This window comes from Nitrospira sp. KM1, assembly GCF_011405515.1.
Lineage (GTDB): Bacteria > Nitrospirota > Nitrospiria > Nitrospirales > Nitrospiraceae > Nitrospira_C.
The window spans coordinates 3942207-3962650 of sequence record NZ_AP022671.1 but is presented as its reverse complement, the minus strand read 5'-3'; the positions used below and the strand labels follow the sequence as shown (position 1 = coordinate 3962650).

The window sequence follows — 20444 nt, the reverse complement described above, 5'->3', positions numbered from 1 at the left end:
TTAGTTATAACAGCGGGAGACGAGACAAGGCGACGTCGGATTTTTACAAGACGGCTGGTGGCTGGGGCATTTTCCCCAATAAGGCAATGGTCACCGTTGTCCCGTGACCAGCTTCACTTTCCAACGTGAGGCTGCCTCCATGCGCCGCCACGGTTTCTCGGCTCAGGAACAATCCCAGCCCAGTCCCCTTTCCAACCTCTTTCGTCGTAAAAAATGGTTGAAACGCTTTTCGAACATCTTCTTTTGGCATTCCAACGCCGGTATCGCGCACAGCAACAGTGACCATCATAGGGGACATGTCAGACGCGAAGCGACGTCCGGCTTCTAGTTCGTCGGGAGACGTCGAACGACCTCCGACGCGAACCGTCACCGATCCGTACTGGGCAGTCGCGGCCAACGCATTGGTCAACAGGTTGACGAGGACCTGATGCACCTTTTCCGCATCAGCCCATACCAAAGGAACTCCGATCGCCAGATCCGTCCGCAAAGTCACTCCCTTCGCATGAAAGGCTGGCTCCATGAGGGCGGTTGCCGGACTAATCACGCGCTCAACCGACATCCATGACGGCTCGGGCTTTCTTTGCCTCGTCGAAGACAATAAATCTTGGATGATCCGGACCACTCGATTCAGCTGCTCATCGATAATCGTGATTCGCTTTTTCATGTCTGGTGTCGCCTGAGGCTCTTCCGCGAGAGCTTGGACATGCCAGGCGATCGAGTGCAACGGGGTGCCGACTTCATGAGCGACCGAGGCCACGAGCTGGCCGACAGCGGCGAGACGCTCTGACCGATTGAGTTGATCCTTGGCTTCAACCAACAGTGAATTCGCTCGAAGCAAACTTTCCGTCTGCTGGGCAAGAGCGACCCTCGCAGTCTCCTCTCGTGCCTTCCGTTCCTCCCTTGTCATCCCGATATACGCCACGACCACCAACACACCGGCCACGACCGATCGATTGATGACCGCTGCCTGAAAACGTCCGGGTTTGGTCGGTTGCATGAGACCCAAATACGTGGCGCCTACGCAGGCAAGGACGGTGAACACCATAAGCGCACGACTGCGCATCGTCGCGACGAGAAGAATCGGCAAGACAAACGCATAGGCCCATACGATATTCGCCGGGGCGACGGTTTCGAGGATCACAATGGCGAGGAACACCGTTCCGGAAATGGCCAGCAGAATTCTATTCTGATTCGCCATAAATATTGTGGCGCGATATCGGAAACGGCGCGAGCCCTGGATTAAGGCTCAAGACGGCCAGCCGAGGCCGTGGAATCATGCGAACTCTTATCGTAGCGGCGGGCGGAACGCAAGACAGCGGCCAAGTCACGAAGCCTTGGATCGCCGAGGAACCCATCGACCGAAACCGCATATTTCCGTGTCCAATTCGGATGGGCTTCCACGGTTCCCGGCAGATTGGTTTGAGACAACTCCTCCAGAGCGTCTTCCAAATTCGCCAGGACGAGCAAAGAGGATGTTCGAGCCAGATAGAGATGAAGGGCCTGACACAGCGCAGGTGTCATGAGCGGCACCGAGGACGGATCCTCCGTCATGCCGGGGGGCAACAACAACTCCTTTTTGAGCGCACAGAGTAGATGTCCTTTGTCACGTTGTCGCTCATCCCATGCCTGTTGCTTGGATGCGTCATCCGGAACTGCGCTGAGACCGGCACGCACGCGTAAGTCTTCTCCCGACCAAAATCCTGTCAGCGTAGGCAGATCATGGGTCGTGACGACAGCAAGAGACTGTTCAGGAAATTCCTCCGGCCCCTTCAACGCGCCGTCCTCATGGCGCTCAAAGTAGAGCACACGATAGGAAAAGATGCGGCTTTTAGCCAACTGCTCTCTCACGTAGTCGGGAACCGTGCCAAGATCCTCGCCGATGACGAGATTTTTTGCGCGCGCGCTTTCCAACGCCACAATCGCGAGCAAGTCCTGGAATGGATAGTGAACGTACGTGCCTTCCGATGCAGCCCTGTCGCGGGGAATCCAGAAGAGCCGGGCCAACGCCATGACATGATCCAAACGGATAGCCCCTCCGAATCGGAGATTGTTTCGCAGCAAACGAATGATCGGTTCGTATCCACTCTCCTTGAGCGCAATGGGATTCCAGGGCGCCATTCCCCAGTTTTGTCCTTCCGGCGCAAATGCATCGGGAGGAGCGCCACAGTCGGCATCGTGGATGAGAAACCGCTGATACATCCAGGACTCCGCCCCGTTTCGCTCCGCGCCCAAGGCCAAATCGTTGTATAAGCCAATCGCCATGCCTGATTCTTTTGCCAAACGTTGAGTCTCTTTTAACTGTTCGGATGCCACCCACTGAATGTACTGGAAGAAGCGAACACGTTTGCGGTGACGTCTTCCGTATTCTCGGGCAGCCTGCCCGGGGGACCTGAACTGAGCCGGCCAATCCTGCCACATCGTCATCTTGGATTGAATGAGTCGCCGCTCTTCTTCCAATGTCTGAAAAATGGCATAGAGTTCTAACGGCTCACCTTCGGTCTCGATAAAGCGCTCCAATAGCTTGGCCCGCGGGGTCTGGGCCGCAAGTTCGGGCTCCTCACCGCGATAGTTTTCTTTGAGAAATTGGCGGTAGGCGAAGTCCAGCATTGTCCGCTTGGCTGACGCAATCGAGTCATAATCAACTCGTCGGCTATCTCGTAACAGCTTCAGTTGAGCTTGAAACTCTGTCGTGGCAAAGGCTCGTCGCGCGTCCTCAGAACTGAAAAACTCCGGCAGGCGTTCGAGATCAATATACAACTCATTAAGATATAACCGATTGAACGGCGCGTACGGGCTGGTGTGATGTGGGAAGGTATTGCGGAGAGCGTGGAGCGGATTGAGTCCGATCAGGTGAGCTCCGAGATGTTTTGCAGCCCATTCAACGACTTTGTTCAAATCCGTGAAATCACCGCAGCCCCAGTTGCGCGCTGAAGACAGAGAATAGAGTTGCAGTGCAAATCCCCAGACAGAATGGTGTTCCAGTTCCTGAGGTACATAGCACTGCTCCGGTGCGACGATGAGCCGCATCGAACTCACCGGTGCATCAATCGCTCCCTCAACTTGGATTGAGAACGTGTAATACCCGATCGACACATCGTCGGGAAGGGCAATCTCAACTCGAACGTAGCGCCTGCCGTCTAAAAAACGAACTTCGGCTGCTTCCAATGACGGACCCGTCTGGCCGCGCCGCACCATTGCACCGGTCTCATCCGACAATCTCCAGTGCAGCACGATGTCTCGTTCTCTCCCGTCTTCCAGAGGGAGAGTGCAGGAAAGATGATCCTTGGATCCCGCACGGATGATGCGAACCGGATCGCATAGACGACGCCACGGAGCTTCGTCCCATGCTTTGATGGCCTGGACGAGTTCGGCAGCCGATTGAACGGCAAACCCCATTGCAGACAGTAATGCGCGCTTAGTTTGGTTAGTTGTCGCATGGTACGTGCCGGCAATATCGTGATAATGGTTAGCGATGCCAACCCGCTCAGCAAGCGCCGCAAGTAGTGATTCTTCGGTAGGCTCCGACATGACCACAGAGTGTGAGTGATCAACGCCAGCAAGTCAAGGTATCCCATTGTTCTAGCTCGGGATTTCTGACAATGCCACATATCAAAATATGATCTCACCTCCAGGAACCGTGAGATTTGGGACAAGTTCATGGGCCTATGAAGGTTGGCAGGGACTCGTTTATCATCGTCCCTATCACAAAAGCCGATTCAGCCAGGATACCCTCGCAGAATATGCTTTGTGATGACGGCCAAACCCACGGTGGTGCACCCCTCTTTCACACGGTAGGCATCGATCGCTTCTTTTATCATCCAGCCAACGTCGTACAACTCACTCATTACGCCAGTCAGGTTCCAGTCCACTTTCGGTTGTGTTCCAAGGTGTGGGAGGAACTGACTATTCCATCATATGTGAATCTGCCACGGTATGGATCGAAGGCTGGAACGCGAAACCGCGTTTCCTCGATGCGGGTGCGTTTAAGTGATTTGGTGTTGGAACGTCCAAAGAAGGTCTAGGCTCCAAACTCGGTCCGTTCTTGTTCGAGTTTCAGAGTGGTGAATCGAGGCTGGGCTATTTCTTGTCAGCCCGCTTTCTCGGCCAATTGCCTTCAGGATTTGAATACGCAGTGGAAGCGCGCTCACCCGGAAGCCTGCAGCCCCTTGACCATCCAAGCCATGGTCGAGACCACGAATCAGGCGGCTTGTTGATATCTCATATACCCGGCGAAACATGCCCAACTGGCTCAATGCGTTCGGACGCTCGCTGGGCAGTTGGTCGCAGTGAAGGTCTGGATACGATCGCGTAGGCGGCGGGAACCAGAAACAGGGACACAACGGTCGAAACGATCAACCCGCCGATTAAGACCATGCCGATTTGGCGTCGACCAGCCGCACCTGCACCGGTCGCCAACGCAAGCGGAAGGGCACCAAGAATCGTCGCTCCCGTCGTCATGAGTATCGGACGAAGTCGTAGACTGGCTGCCTCTACGACAGCCTCCTTTACGTTCATGCCTTGATCCCTCAATTGATTGGCAAACTCCACGATGAGAATCGCATTCTTACTCACCAGGCCGATCAAAATGACCAATCCGATCTGACTGAAGATCGTCAATGTGCCCCCAATCGCCGTCAGAGCCATAAGCGCTCCCATGACAGCAGGAGGTACCGCGAGCAGAATCGTAACCGGGTGACGAAAGCTCTCGAATTGCGCGGACAGCACGAGATAGATCACGGCGAGTGCCAACCCAAACGTGACGTATAGATTGCGATTACTCTCAACGTATTCCTTGGCCTCGCCCGCATAACTGGTCCGCATGCCCGGTGCCAGCACTTCCTTTGCGATGCGATCCATGTATTGCAGCGCCTGCCCCATGGCAAATCCGTCCCTCAACCCTGCGCTGACAGTGACCGCGCGCATACGATCCACATGATTGAGCGATTCAGGAGCCGAAGCTTGCTTGACGGTCACGACATTGTCTAATTGAACTAACTCCCCACCATTGCCTCTCACGTAGAGTCCGCTAATATCAGAAGGCCTCTCACGACGTCGATCATCGACTTTCGCGATCACTTTATACTGTCGTCCGTTCTGCGTAAATGTATTCACCGCGCGACCGCTCAAGAGTGTCTCAAGTGTGCGGCCGATGACCGATACGGAAACACCTAAGTCGGCAGATTTGGACCGATAGGCCTCGACGGCGATGTGCGGAGTATCGAGAGCAAGATCCAATTCCGGAGAAATAAATCCTGGATTGTCCTCCATTTTTTTCAATATTGTTCTGGCAGTCCGCTCGAGTTCTTGGTAGTCCAGACCTCCGATGACGACTTGCATCGACTGTTTCTCCGACCAATCGCTAAGTGAGGCGGGATTCAAAAGAAACGCTTTGACGCCGGTGAGCGCTGGAATGTGTTGATTCAGTTTGGCAACGATCTCTTGTTGAGACCGGCTGCGATCGCTCCAATCTTTCAAGGTCACCCAGCTTGCCGCTTTGTTCACGATCGTCGGGCGTTCGCCGCGCGCCACAACGGTATACATCATTTCCACTTCTGGAACGGCTTTGATCATGCTCTCGAGTTCACGCACATACGTATCGGTATAGCGAATCGACGACCCCTGGGGTGCCGTCACATGTCCAGCGAACCACCCGACGTCCTCTGCCGGCGCCAATTCCGAAGGCAGTTGGAACAGCAAGGCAAGGCTCGCAAGGCTCGCCCCGATCCCGATGATCACGACCGTGACTTTCGTGTCCATGGCACGAATCAATTTCGCCCGATAGCCAAACCGAAGCCGGTCGATCAGCCGTTCCCCGAAGCTCTGGGCGGCGCTGACATGCGAATTCGCCCGCAGTAATCGACTGCACATCATGGGCGTCAGTGTCAGTGCCACAAATCCTGAGAGCAGGACCGCCGAAGCTACAGCGATGGCCAACTCAGCAAATAATCGGCCGACGATACCGGTCAAGAAGGCGATTGGAATGAATACGGTGACGAGTGCAATGGTGGTTGCCAATACCGCGAAGCCTATTTCTTTCGTACCTTCTACGGCCGCCTGCATCGGAGGCATTCCATCGATAATACGTCGATGGATGTTTTCCAACACGATGATGGCATCGTCGACAACGAGTCCCACGGCCAACACGAGACCTAACAACGTCAGGACATTGAGCGAGCATCCGGTCAATGCCATGACTGTGAATGTCCCGATAATTGAAGCGGGAATCGCGACGGCCGGAACAATCGTCGCCCGCCCGCTTCCCAAAAATCCAAAAATGACAAGGACCACTAGCGTTAAGGACATTCCGAGCGCGAGATACACTTCATAGAGCGACCGCTCAATAGAAGCCGTACTGTCCCACGCCACGATGAGCGTCATGCCCTCAGGCAGCGTTTCAGTGATTCCAGGAAGGCGTTCCTTTAAAATCCTGGCAACGGTCAGCGCGTTGGCTTTTGACTGCTTCATGACGGAAACCCCGATGCAAGGGGTTCCGTTCACCCGGCTAAGCTTTCTAGTATCTTCCGCTCCCAATTCGACACGTGCGATATCCCGCATGCGCACGGGATATCCGTTTCGGTATGCGACAATGATGGCTTCGAATTCTTCCGGATTGTGCAGCGTACCCTTCAGCGAGACACCGAATTCGACGCGGTCACTCTCGATGCGTCCCGATGGAATCGACGCGTTCTGATCGCGCAGAGCCTCTTCCACGTCCTGCACCGTCAGCCGGCGCGCCGCCAGTCGTTCAGGATCGAGCCACACTCGCATGGCGTAACGACGTTCGCCGTCAAGAAATACGCTGGAAACCCCTGGAATAATGACAAGCCTTGGCCTGATGAACCGGTCGGCGATGTCCGTCATTTCAAGCTCCGTATGCCGGTCGCTGGCCACAGCGAGCCACAACACCTCACTGCTATCGGTTGCAGCTTTGTACACGACAGGCTCGAGAATCCCCAGCGGGAGTGAGGTCCGAATGGATCCAATTCTGTCGCGAACGTCGTTAGTCGCCCCATCAAGATCCCGATCGATCTCGAACTCCAGCGTGATCGTGGACGCTTCTTCTCTGCTGTTCGAAGTAATCGTCCTGAGTCCTTGAATACCGCTGAGGACGTCCTCCAGAGGTGTGGTGACATCAATCTCTATGACGGATGCGCTGGCTCCTGGGTACACTGTGCGGACTTGGACGACCGGGGGTTTGATGTCAGGATATTCTCTGACAGAAAGACGCAGAAAGCTGAGCACGCCGAATAGCACGAGAAGAAGGGTCATGACGACCGCGAATACCGGTCGGTGAATTGAGACGGTCGCCAGTTTCATGCGAGGCTATCCTTAAGCGGAGATCGGATAAATGAAATGGGAGCGGCATGTGCTACAAGGCGAATCACTTGAGAGCCAGACGCATTCCATCGCGGATCTTATGCGTCCCGGTCCGAACCACGGAGCTTCCTTCGGTCAGACCGCTGCGAATCTGAACCATACCCTGCGCATGAACTCCGACAGTAACTTCGGTGAGGCGCGCGATGTTATCCTCAATGCGAAATACCATGGCTTTGTCCTTTTGCATGAAGACCGCTTCCTCAGGAATCAGTAGCGCATGAACGTCTTGTCCCAACTTGACGCCGACTGTTGCAAAAAGTCCCGGACGAAGTTTACCGTCAGGATTCGGCACTGCGGCCCTGGCAGAAACTGTGCGGTTCACCGAGTCGACTCTGGGATCTATTGCGGTGACATGTCCCTCAAAGACCAGGCTGGGAAACGCATCGGTCGTGACTTGGACGGACTGATCATTAGAGAGTCTGCTGAGCCAGATTTCCGGGACTTTAAAATCAACGTGGAGGGTATGCAGATCCTCAAGATTGACGATGTCCTGTCCCGGCTGCACATAATCCCCTACGGATACCCGTCGTAACCCCACGGTCCCGCTGAAGGGGGCTCTGAGAATGCTCTTCTTGAGTCGAGTGGCATACAGCACACTATTGGCGGCCGCAGCCTGAAGTGCCAAACGGGCCTCGTCAACCTGTTGAGCAGGTACAATGGTGGTCTGTTGCGCTGCCAATCGTTTGAGCCGTTCGAACGTGACTTGAGCGATTCGCTCCTGAGCAACGGCTTGATTGGCTTGCGCTTGCAGTTCTTCTTGGTCGAGTTCGACCATGGGGGCCATTCGCTCAATCAACTGGCCGTCGATAAAATGGATTCGACGCACTAACCCCGCAATCTCAGGTCTGATCATGATCGATGCGATAGCCTGAAGGGTGCCGACTGCCTGAATAGATTCGGTGACTGATCCTAGCGTGACTTGGGAAATGTCGACGAGAGCAGTTCTCTCAGAGACGGCAGGCACAGCCGACTCACTGGCCGGCCTGTCCCAGATCCTCAGCGTAAGAACACCGGCGAGGCCTAGTAATACAAGAGTCAGGAAGATGCGCTTGAAGGTCATTGCAAGCCACCCTGATGCGCCCATGCGCCAGGCATTCTGAATTGCAGTCAATGTCTATTTATGTATAGACGTATGAAAAGCAAGGAACCGCACCATCATTCATTAGATGGTGCGGCAAGTTGGCGGAAGTTTACTAGATAAAGTGAGTGAGCGCTAGGTGGTCCTTGACCACCTGATGATATACATGTCTCGATTACTTTAGTTAAATTCCAGTTTAATAGACCCAATAACCGTCAACGGCGCACCAGTGTAGACGACTTCGCGGAAGTTTCCTACGCCTGTGAAATAGCGTTGATCAAGGAGGTTGGTGAAATTGATCGCGGCATGGAGATTGGTTCTGTTAAAAAATTCCGGCTTGCGATAATAGAGCGCTGCGTCCATTCGCACGAATCCCTGCAAGTCAAAGGGTGCCTGGCACAATGTCGGATCCTGACAAGAGAGAAGCCCTTGGCGCTTCCCCTGGGCGTACATTCCAATCCCGGCTCCAAAACCTTTGGCCACCCCCTCCTGGAAGAAATAAGTTGTCCAGAGACTTCCTTGATGGAGAGGGACATTGGGAAGCCTGCTCCCAACGACGAATTGAGGATCCTGCGTGACCCGTGCATCAACATACGCATAATTTCCGATCACATCCCACCCGGGCAGTATTTGACCGGCCACGTCAAACTCCACGCCCTTACTCCGCTGTTCGCCGGTCGCTACGGAGAAACCAGATCCAGGTGGCTGTGTTGGATCAGCTGTTAAGACATTCTTTTTTGTGATTTCGAACACAGCTAACGTGGAACGAACCCGGTGATCGGCGGTCTGAAACTTCAGACCACCCTCGTAAGAACGCCCACGCTCTGGACTGAAGAGATTGCCGTCAACGCTTCTCGACCCTCCCACTTGGGGGGCGAAGGAAGTGGTCCAGTTGGCATAGACAGCTACTTGTTTCACAATATTGTACGAGAGGCCGACCGAAGGACTGAAAGCTCGGTCTGTTTGGCTGTCAGTCGTTTGATTCGGCGAAAAATCAGTGGGGCGATTCGTCAACTTCTGCTCGAATAGATCGAATCGGCCTCCCGCATGGAGATGCAGGTTATCCAAGAGATCGATTTGATCGCCGAAATACGCACCCAAAATGTTATTCGTCTGAGATGAGTCATTGAACTTTGATATCGGACCGTCAACAAAGAGACGACTATTGGGGTTGAAAATATTGATGAAGCTTAAGTTGGTTCCAAAATCCCCGGCGGCCTGTTGGGTCGTCGCTTCTCTGCCCAACTCGACTCCGATCAACGCGGTATGTTTAATCGAGCCGGTCGCAAATTTCCCATGGATTTCGTTTTGCCAGTAGTGACTTTGGAACAGCCCGGGCAATTCGTACCTTGCAAGATTCAAGTCTCCAGTCGCTTCATCAAGAAAGTTCGATTCAAGGCTTGAATATCGTTGCTTTGACACCGCTGCACGAAATGCGCTCCGATATTTGAACATATCATTGAACTGATGGATCAATATCAGAGTCGCTTTCCCCTGATTGACTTCAAGCTTCCTGTTAGGATCCCCCAGAAAACGGCCGATGGGAATTGGAGCAACCCCATTTCCATAGGCAACGAGTCCCCGATCGATCGGTGCATTGTTATAAAGATATTCTCCCTCAAACCGGAGAGTGGTGCGTGATCCGATATCCCATCCTAAGGTCGGCGCGATAAAGATGCGCTGACTTCGCACACCCTCTCTATAGGAGCCAGCGGTTTCGTACAGCGCGTTTAACCGGTAGGTAAGTGTCTTGCTCTCATTCATCGGACCGCCGATGTCCATGGTCGGCCGATAGAGATCATAACTGCCGATGATCATCTCCCCGGAATAATATGGGGTCTTCAGAGGATCTTTGGTAATTTGATTGATGACACCACCCGGATCCGATCGGCCATAGAGATAGGAGGGTGGTCCTTTCACTACTTCCACGTTTTGCAGATTCAGGATGTCTCTAGCCGCTCGGCCCCCGAAAGTGCTATCGTCGCGGAAGCCATTTTTGAACACGTTCAAGCCGCTTTGGAAGCCACGTATTGTGAAGTCGGCCGCTCTCCCACCATTGTTGTTTGGAGCAAATGTACCGCTGACGTTTCTGAGGGCATCTTCCAGTCGAATCACCCTCTGATCCGATATGACCTGACGTGTGACCGTTTCAATTGACTTCGGCATGTCCTGAATGGGAACCGGAAGTCTTGTCGCCGTGCTTGCATCCTCATTGACATAGGTATCGTCTCGTTCTCTGACATCTTTGACTATCACTTCCGGCACCTTGACGGGTTTCGTGGCTGCAGGAGCAGGCGAATCGGCCTGTACGGCCCCTTGAGCATCCTGTTCCTGCGTCAGCATTAATTGTGATGTTTGTTTATTGGTCAGGGTGACTGTGTGTGGATTCGTGTACCGATACCCGAGTCCGGTGCCTCCGAGAAGTGTGTCGAGCGCCGCCGCCGGCGTATAGCTGCCGTTCAATCCCGGAGAATCGACGCCGGTTGCCAACTCGGAAGGGAAACTCACCTGAAGACCGGATGTTTCCGCGAACGCGTTCAGGGCCGAGGTCAGAGGCTGCGCAGGAATGTCGTAGGTGGTCGCAGCCACCTCCCCTGTCCTAGCATTCGCCGCGGATTGGGCTGATGCCGGCAAAGCGACGTGCATGATCGACATAGCCAAACATAAGAATATGATGACGACTGTTCTATATGAAACATGACTTCCCATTGGAGTCTCTCCCCCGGTTCGACATGAAAGAGCTAATCAAGACAAAATAAAATGGATTGCCCTCTAATGACGGCCTGAGAGAGTTTTCCCTCACCCGGTTTGAGAAAATTTTTACTGATTGTTTAAAAAAGGATCACTAGACGGTCTGTGAGCCGTGTCAGATGAATCGGAAGGGTTTGTGTAAGGGTGGTAAGAATGGCGGTCGTATCCGAGAGATTATAACTGCCACTGACACGTATATTAGCCAGAGCCGGGTTCCATAATATGATCAATCCATTGTGATAGCGCCGGATCTCCGTCACGACTTGTTCTAACGACACATTGTCGAAAACGAGCCGTCCGCGCATCCATCCAGTTACGGCGTGTATGTCCACAGGCCGTATCGGCCCTGGCCCATCCTGATCGACAAGTACTTGTTGACCCGCCGTTACTTGCAAAGAGTTCCAAGAGCCCTCCCGTGGAGATAACTCGACGACCCCTTCTGCAACCGTAAGGCGGATACCCTGAGCCTCCTCCCGAACCACAAAGGACGTGCCGACGGCGCGGGAATGGATATGATGGTGGTCGACTACGAAAGGCCGCCGTTCGTCGGAATGAACTTTGAAGTGCGCCTCTCCACTCAGCAGATGGATGCGACGTTCATGCGGGAGAAAATCAGTCGAAATGGCGCTGTGGGTATTAAGGGTTACAAGCGATTGATCGGGCAAAGAGATGACGCGCCTGTCCCCTGTCGCCGTCCGATATTCAGCTGTAAACAGGAGCGGGAGGTCAAATTGTAGCCCGAGAACAATTAGCAGGCCTGCAATGGCCGCGGCTGCAAGATATCGGGTGAAATTTGATCGACGCCAGATTCTGAATGGAAACCGGCTTGATGCATGAGATCCCTCTTCTTCGCTTTGTATGGAGGCCGCGTTGAAGGCAGCATCATTCCAAAGATCACAGATCTCCCTGTAGGCACGATCGTGAAGGGAACGCTGCGCCCGCCAGCGTTCAAACGCTCGGCGCTCATCAGTTGATATGTCTTGAGCACGAAGGCGGACAAACCAGCGGGCCGCTTCCTCAGCTATTGCATGGTCGTCGTCCGTAGGACGTGAAGACTTCTGCGAATCGGAATCTGGCGACATGACGACAGCCTGACGGGTTTAAACTGCGCGGAACGACACCAAGGGGCCGAGTATATCCTTGTGACGAATCCACGTGCCAGTCCCTCACCTCAGTCCGTGTCATGCTCTTGAAGAGCCCGCCTACAGTACAGCAGCGCACGCATGATCAACTTTTCGACCGCGCTTTCCGAAATGTTCAACCGTGTTGCGATTTCTCGATACGAGCAGTCATGCACCCGATGAAGAAGAAATGCTTCGCGGCTGCGCTGTGGCAGGGTATTTATGGCGTTCAAGAAAATCTGAAGCCGTTGCTTGTCCAGGATAGTCCGTTCCGCTGATGGGGCTCCGGACGGAACTTCCAAAGCGAGCTCAAGGGCTTCGCCACTGTGTTGCTCAGACTTGCCTTTCCGAAGGTAGTCGATAGCAAGGTTGGTGGCTGTCTTGAATAAGAGCGCCCGCGGATACATAACCGAACTGGTTTGCGCCAAATTGACTAATCGCATGAATGTTTCCTGCGTGAGATCCGCTGCCGTTTGCTCACACCTCACCATTCGGTAGAGCGAACGCGTAACTTCATATCGATGTTCATGAAAGAGATGCTCGATGTCTTCGTAACTTAGATTCATGGCTATAGAGTCGTTGGCATCCGGGGGTGTCATGCCAAAAGATACTGAATCATCCCCCGTCACGCGTTGATGCTAATTGCTTCTCCAACTGCATTGGACTGTATCCACCTGCAAGCCCTGTCGACGTGACCATTCCAACCATACCATGATTTTGAGAAACAGTCTCAGTGGTGGATGATTGTACGTCTGTACCTGATCAAAAGTCTAGACCTCGGAGGCATGGCAACGGGTGTTATCAGAAAGAGGGATTCGCACTTTGAGAATTTGACCTTCGACTGCTCCAGTCACATGCGTGATCGTCCTGTATGTCTGAAGCCACTCGAGTGATTGGATGCAATGGGTATATGTGCACGAATCGGCTGTTCTCATGACGCGACGCTACGGATCCAGATGGTGGCGATTGCACCGATGATCATTCCTAGCGCAGCCGCGAGACTGAGGCCTACTGCCAGTTCGTCTTTCAGACGTGAACGCAATTTATCCATCAAGTGCTTCCTGCCATCCCCTCTTCTTAGGGATTCGGATTCAAGTTTCCAGGTTGGGATCTCTTGCCCCTCGACTCATCTACCAGTAAGGCACTTTGAGTGATGGCGTACCCGCACACTCCACAAGCCCAGAATGCGCCGGTCTGATAAAGGCTGTTTCGCTGACAGCGTGGACAATGACGAATCTTCATCGGACGTGTCCCCTAGTTAGTGACAGGTATTGGCACTCGGGGGATGCCATGACGCGGCCGGCTCCTGACCGACCTGTCTGATCATAGCGCCCAAGCGCCCCACGGAATCCGCGAAAAGGAGAAACTCTTCCCTGTCAAAATGTAATGTGACGGATCCATAGGTGAAATGACATTTCCCGCATCCGCACATCGCAAGTTTGCCCTGACCGTGACCGAGCATCGTACCCCTCCATTGATTAAGTAATGCGCGTGGCTTTGCAATGGCGCGGCTACACCGGCAAATACTCCATATGGACATTACAAGCCGGTTCTGTGGTTCCATTGCCGCGAAGCGACGGGTGGTGGCTTAAACCGGCGATGGTCCGAATCGCCTCGAGATCCTGTTCGATGAAATCATGAGTCACTCTGAGACGGAGGATTCCCTCGCGATCGATCAGGAAGGTCCGGCATCGAGACGACGGCTGCGAATCCATGACGCCAAACGACCGATGAAGCCGGCCACAAGGATCAGCCAAAATCGTCGTTCTGGGCTTTTCACTATGAGGACTCCATAGCCTATGCATGGGATATGCACCCGAAACAACGATCACGAGGGTGGTACCCACGAACTCGAACTGTTCCGACGCATGATCTGCCTTATCTGGAGCAATCAAACCCGCATACGGCAGAAAGCACAATGCCATCGTGCGTCCTTCGAACTGCTTCCCGTGTACGAACGTCAGTTGCTGCCCCACCAATGCGGGCCCTCGAAAATTCAACACATATGAACCGTTCTGTTTCATTCGTGTCTCTCCTTTAGTGGATCCGTTTATTTGTAGGCTCCCCTTGCCGTTGCGTGCGAATGATTCGACTGCGCATGCTGTACCTCCGAACACCATCCGCAATTCACACATTTCCACGCAGGTAGCGATCCATAGAAATCCAATCGCTTGTCCACCACCAGCAATCCTCTGCATCGCTGGCATGATTCACTTCCCCGAGATCTGGCTTGATGCATCATAGATATGCTCCATTGGTTTCACGTGTAAAATGCTCTTCACCGCCATCGCGCCAGAGTCCCAAGCATTCCTGAGTAAACGAAAGCCCAAGGTATAACCGTTCTAACCTTGGGCTCAGGTCCTTGAGACCGCTGGCCTCACAAGCGATCACTATTTGATATGTATTCTCAATATCATTTAGTGAGCGTAGTGTCAAGCAGTTTTCCGAACTATTTTTTTAAGCGAGAAACCTACGTCTTGATGCCGCCGACGAGGGTCAGAACCATGGCGGTGATATACATGAGGCTGATGCCCATGAAGACGCCAAAGGCCATTTGGAGCCGGCGAGTTGCGGTATAGGACATTGCGGTGAGAGTGAACACGACATACAGTAGCGATCCAGCGGCGAATGTATAAAACAGAATCGTAAAATACGGTGATAATCCTTGCCCGCTTAACAAGGTGCCTAGACACGTGGGGGCACCGGCCACTAAACCCAACAGAAGAGCATCGGTGCCCGTCACAGAGTTTTTGCCTGCAGCACCGACGATACCAAATCCCTCTGTTCCATTGTGGAAACCGAAACCAGCCACTAGCAGTGCACTCAAAACCCACTCCCCATTTGCATAACTTGCCCCGATAGCCAGTCCCTCTCCAAGATTATGCAACCCCATGCCGATCGCAATCATATACGGCAAGGTGGCCCATCGACTTGGAGCACGACGACTTCCGACCATTTGATTTCTCTCGAAGGCCACGAGGCCGACAAAACTGATACCCAGACTGCCCAAAAATACCAGCCACGAGATCGGATCGCGTGCACCAGTCAGCTCGACTGATTCGTGCATCAGATCAAAGAACAAATACACGAGCACGCCGGTAGCGATCCCGATCAAGCCTCCTTCCCAGGTGCGAGGCAATACCTTACCCAGTACTAGGGCTACAACGATCCCTGCATATACGGGAATGACACCGGCAATGAAGCCTAACCCGATGAGATCGATCATTGGCAACCCCGCATGAACTTGTTGACCAGCATTTAGATCGTGCCCTTAATGCGCGTCTTGACGCTGACACGATCAGAGACACGCCCACTCTTTAAGCGGGCAATGTTATACACATAACAGGGCTCGTCAAACAAGCAGCAGATCCGCTTCGCATCGCATGTTCCTGCACAATCCAATCATTTCGGGACATGTTTTCGAGCGGATAAAGTTACGTTGTCGCCACATCACCGCAATCACGCTGTACCGCGACGAGGTTCCCGATCTTTGAGGACAGCCCGTGCGCGCTGATTTCCCGTTCGACTAGAAGTCAAATTTTTCAGCTCAGAACGTCCATCGCGCACCCCCTTGAACCAGGAGCGGCAATCCCGGATAGATACCGCGGGAGCGATCGACAATAAAGAGTTGATCCAACAGGTTCTTGCCATCCAGGAAGAACGTCGTCTTGATTGGCTTCACATACTGGTTCGCCACGGCGTTCAGGATGCACCAACCCCGAATAATTCCGCGTTGACCATTCGGTGTCGCATTCACCGTATTGCGATCGTCGCTGAACTGGTCGCTGATGCACTGCGTTTCAACGCGGGCGTTAAAGCCGATGGTACGATTGTTATATCCAAGACCCGCAGACAATAAGTGCTTCGGAGCATAGGTCAAGCGATTCCCGCTCACACTGACGACCGCCGGCTCTCCGGGCAACAGTGGACAGTTGTTGTTTCCTCCTGCCGCGAGCGGATTACAGTTCAGATTGCTGAATCTGGTGCCGCGGAATTCCGCATCAGCCACCCACGTGTAATTGACGTCAAAAATAATGTCCTGATCAGGATTCTGCCCGGTCACCATATCGAGCAAATCGATTTTCGTCGCAAACTCGAGCCCTCGATGGCGCGTGCGCCCGCCATTCGTAAGTGTGGCTCCTGAACCACCAGCCAAAGACTGTGCGATGACCTGATTCTGGAAATCCATCTGAAACAAAGTGAATTCGAACCCCGCCCACTTGGTCGGCGTTCCGCGAACTCCGAGCTCATAATTCCAACTCAGTTCTGCGTTCAAATCGGCTTGAACACCATTGACGATTTGTACCGCGTCAGGAATGGTTGGAGGGGCGAACCCCCGATGAACGCCGCCGAAAAAGGTATAGTCCTTTACCGGCGTATACGTCACACCGATTCCAGGCATGGGTTCGATCGTATGAGCGCTCGAATATGCTCCCGTCCCTCCATTCGCCAGCCTGTTGTTCTGGTCGTAATTCACCTGTTCAACTCGAACGCCAGGAGTCACGGTAATCTTGTCCTGCATAAAATAGAACTTGTCCTGGAAGAAGAACGCATAGGCATTGGTCGTACGAAAGGTATCCTCACCAAGGCAACCGGTTTGGGTCGTAGGACAGGTGAGCCCTATTCCTGACGTCAAGTTCTGGAACTGCCGTCTCGTCGACTCTTCGTGCATAAATCTGGCTCCGAAGTCCGCCTCAGATTTAATGCCGAATAGACTGTGGTCGTAATGAAAACGGGGTTCCACGCCGTATACAAAATAATCACGCGCGTTCAAGAACCGGCCATTCGTGGGAATAGCCTGCGTCGCACTTCCATTGATGGTATTCCCGGTATTAAACGAAGGATTGGCGGTCGCCGGGTTGCCGTCAAGATCCGTGCTCTGACGTCCCCAGTCTCGGGATATGTAGTGGCCGAAGAAATTCGTAGTGACATTCAGATTCGCCGTGAACATGTATTGATGTGCGACTTGCATGCCGATGCGCCGAAAATCGAAGGCATCGTTGTTGAAGCCGTTGTTGCGAGGATTGGTGTTGTATTGAAACTGCGAGATACCCTGATAACCGATGGTCGAATCCTCTCGGTAGTAGTTGAACTTTGCCATAATGGACGAGCGCTGACTGATCTCTTGAACCGTCTTAAATGTGACGTCATCGACCTCTGCGCGCTGATTGAAAAACCGAGGGGTTGTTCCCTGGTAATGAGTATAGTCGGCATAGTAGCCTCCGGTGCCCCACGTCCCTCCATAATCCAGATGGGTCATGAGATAGCTGAGACTCCCGCCCCTGACCTCCAAATGACCTTCGGGAGTGGCTGGGGGATTTCTTGTGATGAGATTCATGACCCCGCCGATATTTTGAGGACCGTAGAGAAGCTGTCCGCTTCCCTTCAATACCTCGATACGATCGAATCGGAACAGTGGAGGAAAATAATATGATGTGGAGTCGCCGTACGGCATGATCATGATCGGCACGCCGTCTTCCATGATGTGAAGCTTCGAACTCCTTGTCGGATTCAGACCGCGAACACCGATGTTGGGGCGCAATCCGAATCCTTCCTCATCGCGCACATGCACTCCCGGCACTTCGCGCAGCGCTTCATTGATGGTAAAGCGGCGATTGTTCTGAATCGATTCGCTCGTCACAACACGGCCGGATCCCGGTATGTGATCGAGTGCATTGGGCGCGGTTCCAATCACTTCGACCAGGGGCACTTTTAAGGTTTCTTCGCCGGTTGGCGTTGCCGCTAGAGGGATCGCTGGTCCTACATCTGAAGACGACGCCCTCTCGAGAATCACGGTGTCGGTTTCTGCAACGTAGAAGGTCAATCCCGTACCCTGGAGTAGAATAGAGAGCGCGTCTTCCGCTGAGTATCGGCCGACCACTCCTTGAGACTGTTGTGATTGTGTCAGCTCGGCCCGATGAAGAAATCGCACCCCGCTCTGTTCACGAAATGTGTTCAGCGCCATAGGCAGAGGTTGTGGCGGAATATCAAATGCGATGATGCCACCTCGTAGTCCAACCGGTTGTTGGGCGAAGGCATCCTGGTCGAATCCCTCCCCTATCACTACCCATACCAAAACAAGCAAGAACGCTCGTACCCTCCACATACAGACTCCTTTCCCTGATGAACCCGCGCTTGTCGGACACCTCAGGACAAAGGACGACATGGGAATATGGGTTTCCCTACTCGATATGAATATTTTTTACAATCATTCTCAAAATTTCGTCATAGCTTATGCCGATCGTACCTATTGGACGAATGCTCTGGTGTCCAGGGAGTCAGGAGGAAATGAGCGTGAGGTAGGGCGTCACTTGCCTGACATGAAATGGCAGTACCTGCTGAAGCATTTTGAGAGAATGCTCAGGGTTATCGAGGGCAATGCTCCCCGTCAATCGTTGAGATCTGAGTTTCGAATCCATAACAACAATTGCCCCAGATCGATAGCGATTCAACTGCGCGACGATCTTGTCCAGCGGCATGTCGTCAAATAGGAACTCGTGTTGACGCCAAGCGGTCACTTTCGGTGGGCTGATCGGTTCAATAGCACCGGGGCGAGATCCCGATTCATATGCGAGACGATACCCTGCAGGTATGTCATATTGCGCCCCTTGATCGACTAATCTCACAGCCCCTTCAATGACGCTGACAGCGGTCATTTTGCCGTGAGCATCGATGTTGAACGTCGTCCCGACAGCCCGCACAACCACGCCGTTGACACTCACGTCAAAGGGTCTTGAGGGATCATGAGCGACTTCGAACAAGGCCTCTCCCCGTTTGAGCACAAGTGCACGACGACTGGCGGATAAATCCACTGACAAAGCGGATTGCGTGTTCAGGTACACAGTCGAGCCATCGGCAAGGGCCACGGACGTCTGCTCTCCGGTGTATGTACGATAGTCGCTCAGCCAGAAGTCAACAGCAGACCACAGAACCGAGACCAGGACAACCGTCAGCACCATGGCTGCAGCGGCCAATGAGAATCGACGCCATGATCCGAATCGGGTTCTCGACGGGTCGTACGATGCGGCCTTGGCCGCAGGCCGAACCTGTCCCGTCAGTACGGTTGTAATCGGACGAGAGACCTGCCCTCCCAATCCGTCCAGCGCATTCCAGAACAGCTCAGCCTGACGAAATTCAAGTTCATGGGCTGAATCTTCACGCCACTTCGCCAATTCTTGATGTTCTGCTTCGGACATCAGGCCGGAATGTAGGCGCAGAAGCCGTGCATTGGCCTCTTCCCATACAGGGGAAACATTATTCCGCCGACCAATCGTTACACGTTCTTGTTCAGACATACACCGACCAGGATGGGGTGCAGAATATTCTGACCTGCAAACTCGGACTCATATGATAATTGAGATGGCAATGGCGACTCAATGGCCCATGCGGGATCATTCTACCGGACTATCTAATCCCTCGAAACGGGCGCGACAATGAGCCATAGCTCTGGTGAGGTGATGTTCGACCGTCTTTGTCGAGATGTTCAACGCCTGAGCAATCTCTCCGTACGTTCGATGTTCGAACTTAAACATGATGAACACCACACGTTGCCTGGCAGGAAGCTCTTCAATTGCCTGCAGCACTGCGGCCAACCGTTTTTTGGCGTCGAGCGTGGTTTCGGCATCCGGAGTCGATGCGGGGACGGACACAGCCTGCTCAAGTGGTTCGGACCTGGGAAGCGTGCGATCCTTCTTCCGCAAATAGTCTATGGCGAGATGTTTAGCCGTCGTATACAGAAAACCACGAGGATCACGAATGGCCTCCGGCCTGGTCAGCGTAACGATTCGGAGATAGACTTCCTGGACGAGGTCAGCCGCTGCAGAGGGACATTGGACCTTCCAGGTCAGAAACCTGAGTAACTCAGCCTGTTCCTTCTTCACGAATTCAACAAGTGTATCCAGATGAGTAGGAACAGGATGATCGGAGGTTTCCCCCGAGGAGCAGGACAATGAAAACGGCGGGATGCCTGGATTGTTCGACCAATCTGTCATCGTGGATCCTCAGTCGGCGAACAGGTAAACCTCGGCTTGGAAACTCTGCCGGCCGGAGCACAGACGGAGCCTACCCTACCAGAATGGATGGCGTTAGGGCATGTTCGGTTTCCGGAAATATATTTA

General features: G+C 53.4%; 13 protein-coding genes. 1 reads left to right on the top strand and 12 read right to left on the bottom strand.

Features of this window, described 5'->3' with window-relative positions:
* Positions 1–43 precede the first annotated feature (43 nt).
* Together W02_RS18610 and malQ are read right to left on the bottom strand one after the other, a co-directional pair.
* Positions 44–1198 carry a sensor histidine kinase gene (locus W02_RS18610; RefSeq protein ID WP_173050476.1) on the bottom strand — a complete coding sequence of 385 codons (1155 nt, stop codon included), beginning with the start codon at positions 1196–1198 and terminating at the stop codon, positions 44–46.
* Between the two features lie 41 nt (positions 1199–1239).
* The gene (gene malQ / locus W02_RS18605; RefSeq protein WP_173050473.1) at positions 1240–3528 is read right to left on the bottom strand and encodes a 4-alpha-glucanotransferase; all 2289 of its coding nucleotides are present in this window, start codon (positions 3526–3528) and stop codon (positions 1240–1242) included.
* 137 nt (positions 3529–3665) lie between these two features.
* Here malQ and W02_RS22275 point away from each other — a divergent pair, with 137 nt between their 5' ends.
* On the top strand, positions 3666–4022 hold the full coding sequence (locus tag W02_RS22275; RefSeq protein WP_370467947.1) for a DUF72 domain-containing protein: 357 nt from the start codon (positions 3666–3668) through the stop codon (positions 4020–4022).
* 196 nt (positions 4023–4218) lie between these two features.
* Here W02_RS22275 and W02_RS18595 read toward each other — a convergent pair whose 3' ends face one another.
* From W02_RS18595 to W02_RS18550, 10 genes are all read right to left on the bottom strand, one after another.
* Positions 4219–7317 (bottom strand): efflux RND transporter permease subunit, encoded by a 3099-nt coding sequence (locus W02_RS18595; protein WP_173050469.1) that lies wholly within the window; start codon positions 7315–7317, stop codon positions 4219–4221.
* Positions 7318–7381: 64 nt separating this feature from the next.
* Positions 7382–8437: an efflux RND transporter periplasmic adaptor subunit gene (locus tag W02_RS18590; protein WP_173050467.1), complete on the bottom strand. Its 1056-nt coding sequence runs from the start codon at positions 8435–8437 to the stop codon at positions 7382–7384.
* Between the two features lie 198 nt (positions 8438–8635).
* On the bottom strand, positions 8636–11044 hold the full coding sequence (locus W02_RS18585) for a TonB-dependent receptor (RefSeq protein WP_173050465.1): 2409 nt from the start codon (positions 11042–11044) through the stop codon (positions 8636–8638).
* 242 nt (positions 11045–11286) lie between these two features.
* The gene (locus W02_RS18580; RefSeq protein ID WP_173050463.1) at positions 11287–12288 is read right to left on the bottom strand and encodes a FecR family protein; all 1002 of its coding nucleotides are present in this window, start codon (positions 12286–12288) and stop codon (positions 11287–11289) included.
* Positions 12289–12377: 89 nt separating this feature from the next.
* Entirely contained in the window at positions 12378–12893 is a 516-nt protein-coding gene (locus tag W02_RS18575) for an RNA polymerase sigma factor (RefSeq protein ID WP_173050461.1), read from the bottom strand.
* 945 nt (positions 12894–13838) lie between these two features.
* On the bottom strand, positions 13839–14351 hold the full coding sequence (locus W02_RS18570; protein ID WP_173050459.1) for a hypothetical protein: 513 nt from the start codon (positions 14349–14351) through the stop codon (positions 13839–13841).
* Between the two features lie 446 nt (positions 14352–14797).
* Positions 14798–15553, bottom strand: a complete 756-nt coding sequence (locus tag W02_RS18565) for a ZIP family metal transporter (protein ID WP_173050457.1) — start codon at positions 15551–15553, stop codon at positions 14798–14800.
* A gap of 321 nt (positions 15554–15874) precedes the next feature.
* Positions 15875–18433 carry a TonB-dependent receptor gene (locus W02_RS18560; RefSeq protein ID WP_173050455.1) on the bottom strand — a complete coding sequence of 853 codons (2559 nt, stop codon included), beginning with the start codon at positions 18431–18433 and terminating at the stop codon, positions 15875–15877.
* 172 nt (positions 18434–18605) lie between these two features.
* The gene (locus W02_RS18555; RefSeq protein WP_173050453.1) at positions 18606–19622 is read right to left on the bottom strand and encodes a FecR family protein; all 1017 of its coding nucleotides are present in this window, start codon (positions 19620–19622) and stop codon (positions 18606–18608) included.
* A gap of 96 nt (positions 19623–19718) precedes the next feature.
* Positions 19719–20318: an RNA polymerase sigma factor gene (locus tag W02_RS18550; protein WP_173050450.1), complete on the bottom strand. Its 600-nt coding sequence runs from the start codon at positions 20316–20318 to the stop codon at positions 19719–19721.
* Positions 20319–20444: the final 126 nt, after the last annotated feature.

Excerpts from the sequence above, each read along its gene's own strand:
- W02_RS18610 (WP_173050476.1), bottom strand. The coding sequence starts at position 1,198 with ATGGCGAATCAGAATAGAATTCTGCTGGCCATTTCCGGAACGGTGTTC.
- malQ (WP_173050473.1), bottom strand. The coding sequence starts at position 3,528 with ATGTCGGAGCCTACCGAAGAATCACTACTTGCGGCGCTTGCTGAGCGG.
- W02_RS22275 (WP_370467947.1), top strand. The coding sequence starts at position 3,666 with ATGAAGGTTGGCAGGGACTCGTTTATCATCGTCCCTATCACAAAAGCC.
- W02_RS18595 (WP_173050469.1), bottom strand. The coding sequence starts at position 7,317 with ATGAAACTGGCGACCGTCTCAATTCACCGACCGGTATTCGCGGTCGTC.
- W02_RS18590 (WP_173050467.1), bottom strand. The coding sequence starts at position 8,437 with ATGACCTTCAAGCGCATCTTCCTGACTCTTGTATTACTAGGCCTCGCC.
- W02_RS18580 (WP_173050463.1), bottom strand. The coding sequence starts at position 12,288 with ATGTCGCCAGATTCCGATTCGCAGAAGTCTTCACGTCCTACGGACGAC.
- W02_RS18575 (WP_173050461.1), bottom strand. The coding sequence starts at position 12,893 with ATGAATCTAAGTTACGAAGACATCGAGCATCTCTTTCATGAACATCGA.
- W02_RS18570 (WP_173050459.1), bottom strand. The coding sequence starts at position 14,351 with ATGAAACAGAACGGTTCATATGTGTTGAATTTTCGAGGGCCCGCATTG.
- W02_RS18565 (WP_173050457.1), bottom strand. The coding sequence starts at position 15,553 with ATGATCGATCTCATCGGGTTAGGCTTCATTGCCGGTGTCATTCCCGTA.
- W02_RS18560 (WP_173050455.1), bottom strand. The coding sequence starts at position 18,433 with ATGTGGAGGGTACGAGCGTTCTTGCTTGTTTTGGTATGGGTAGTGATA.
- W02_RS18555 (WP_173050453.1), bottom strand. The coding sequence starts at position 19,622 with ATGTCTGAACAAGAACGTGTAACGATTGGTCGGCGGAATAATGTTTCC.
- W02_RS18550 (WP_173050450.1), bottom strand. The coding sequence starts at position 20,318 with ATGACAGATTGGTCGAACAATCCAGGCATCCCGCCGTTTTCATTGTCC.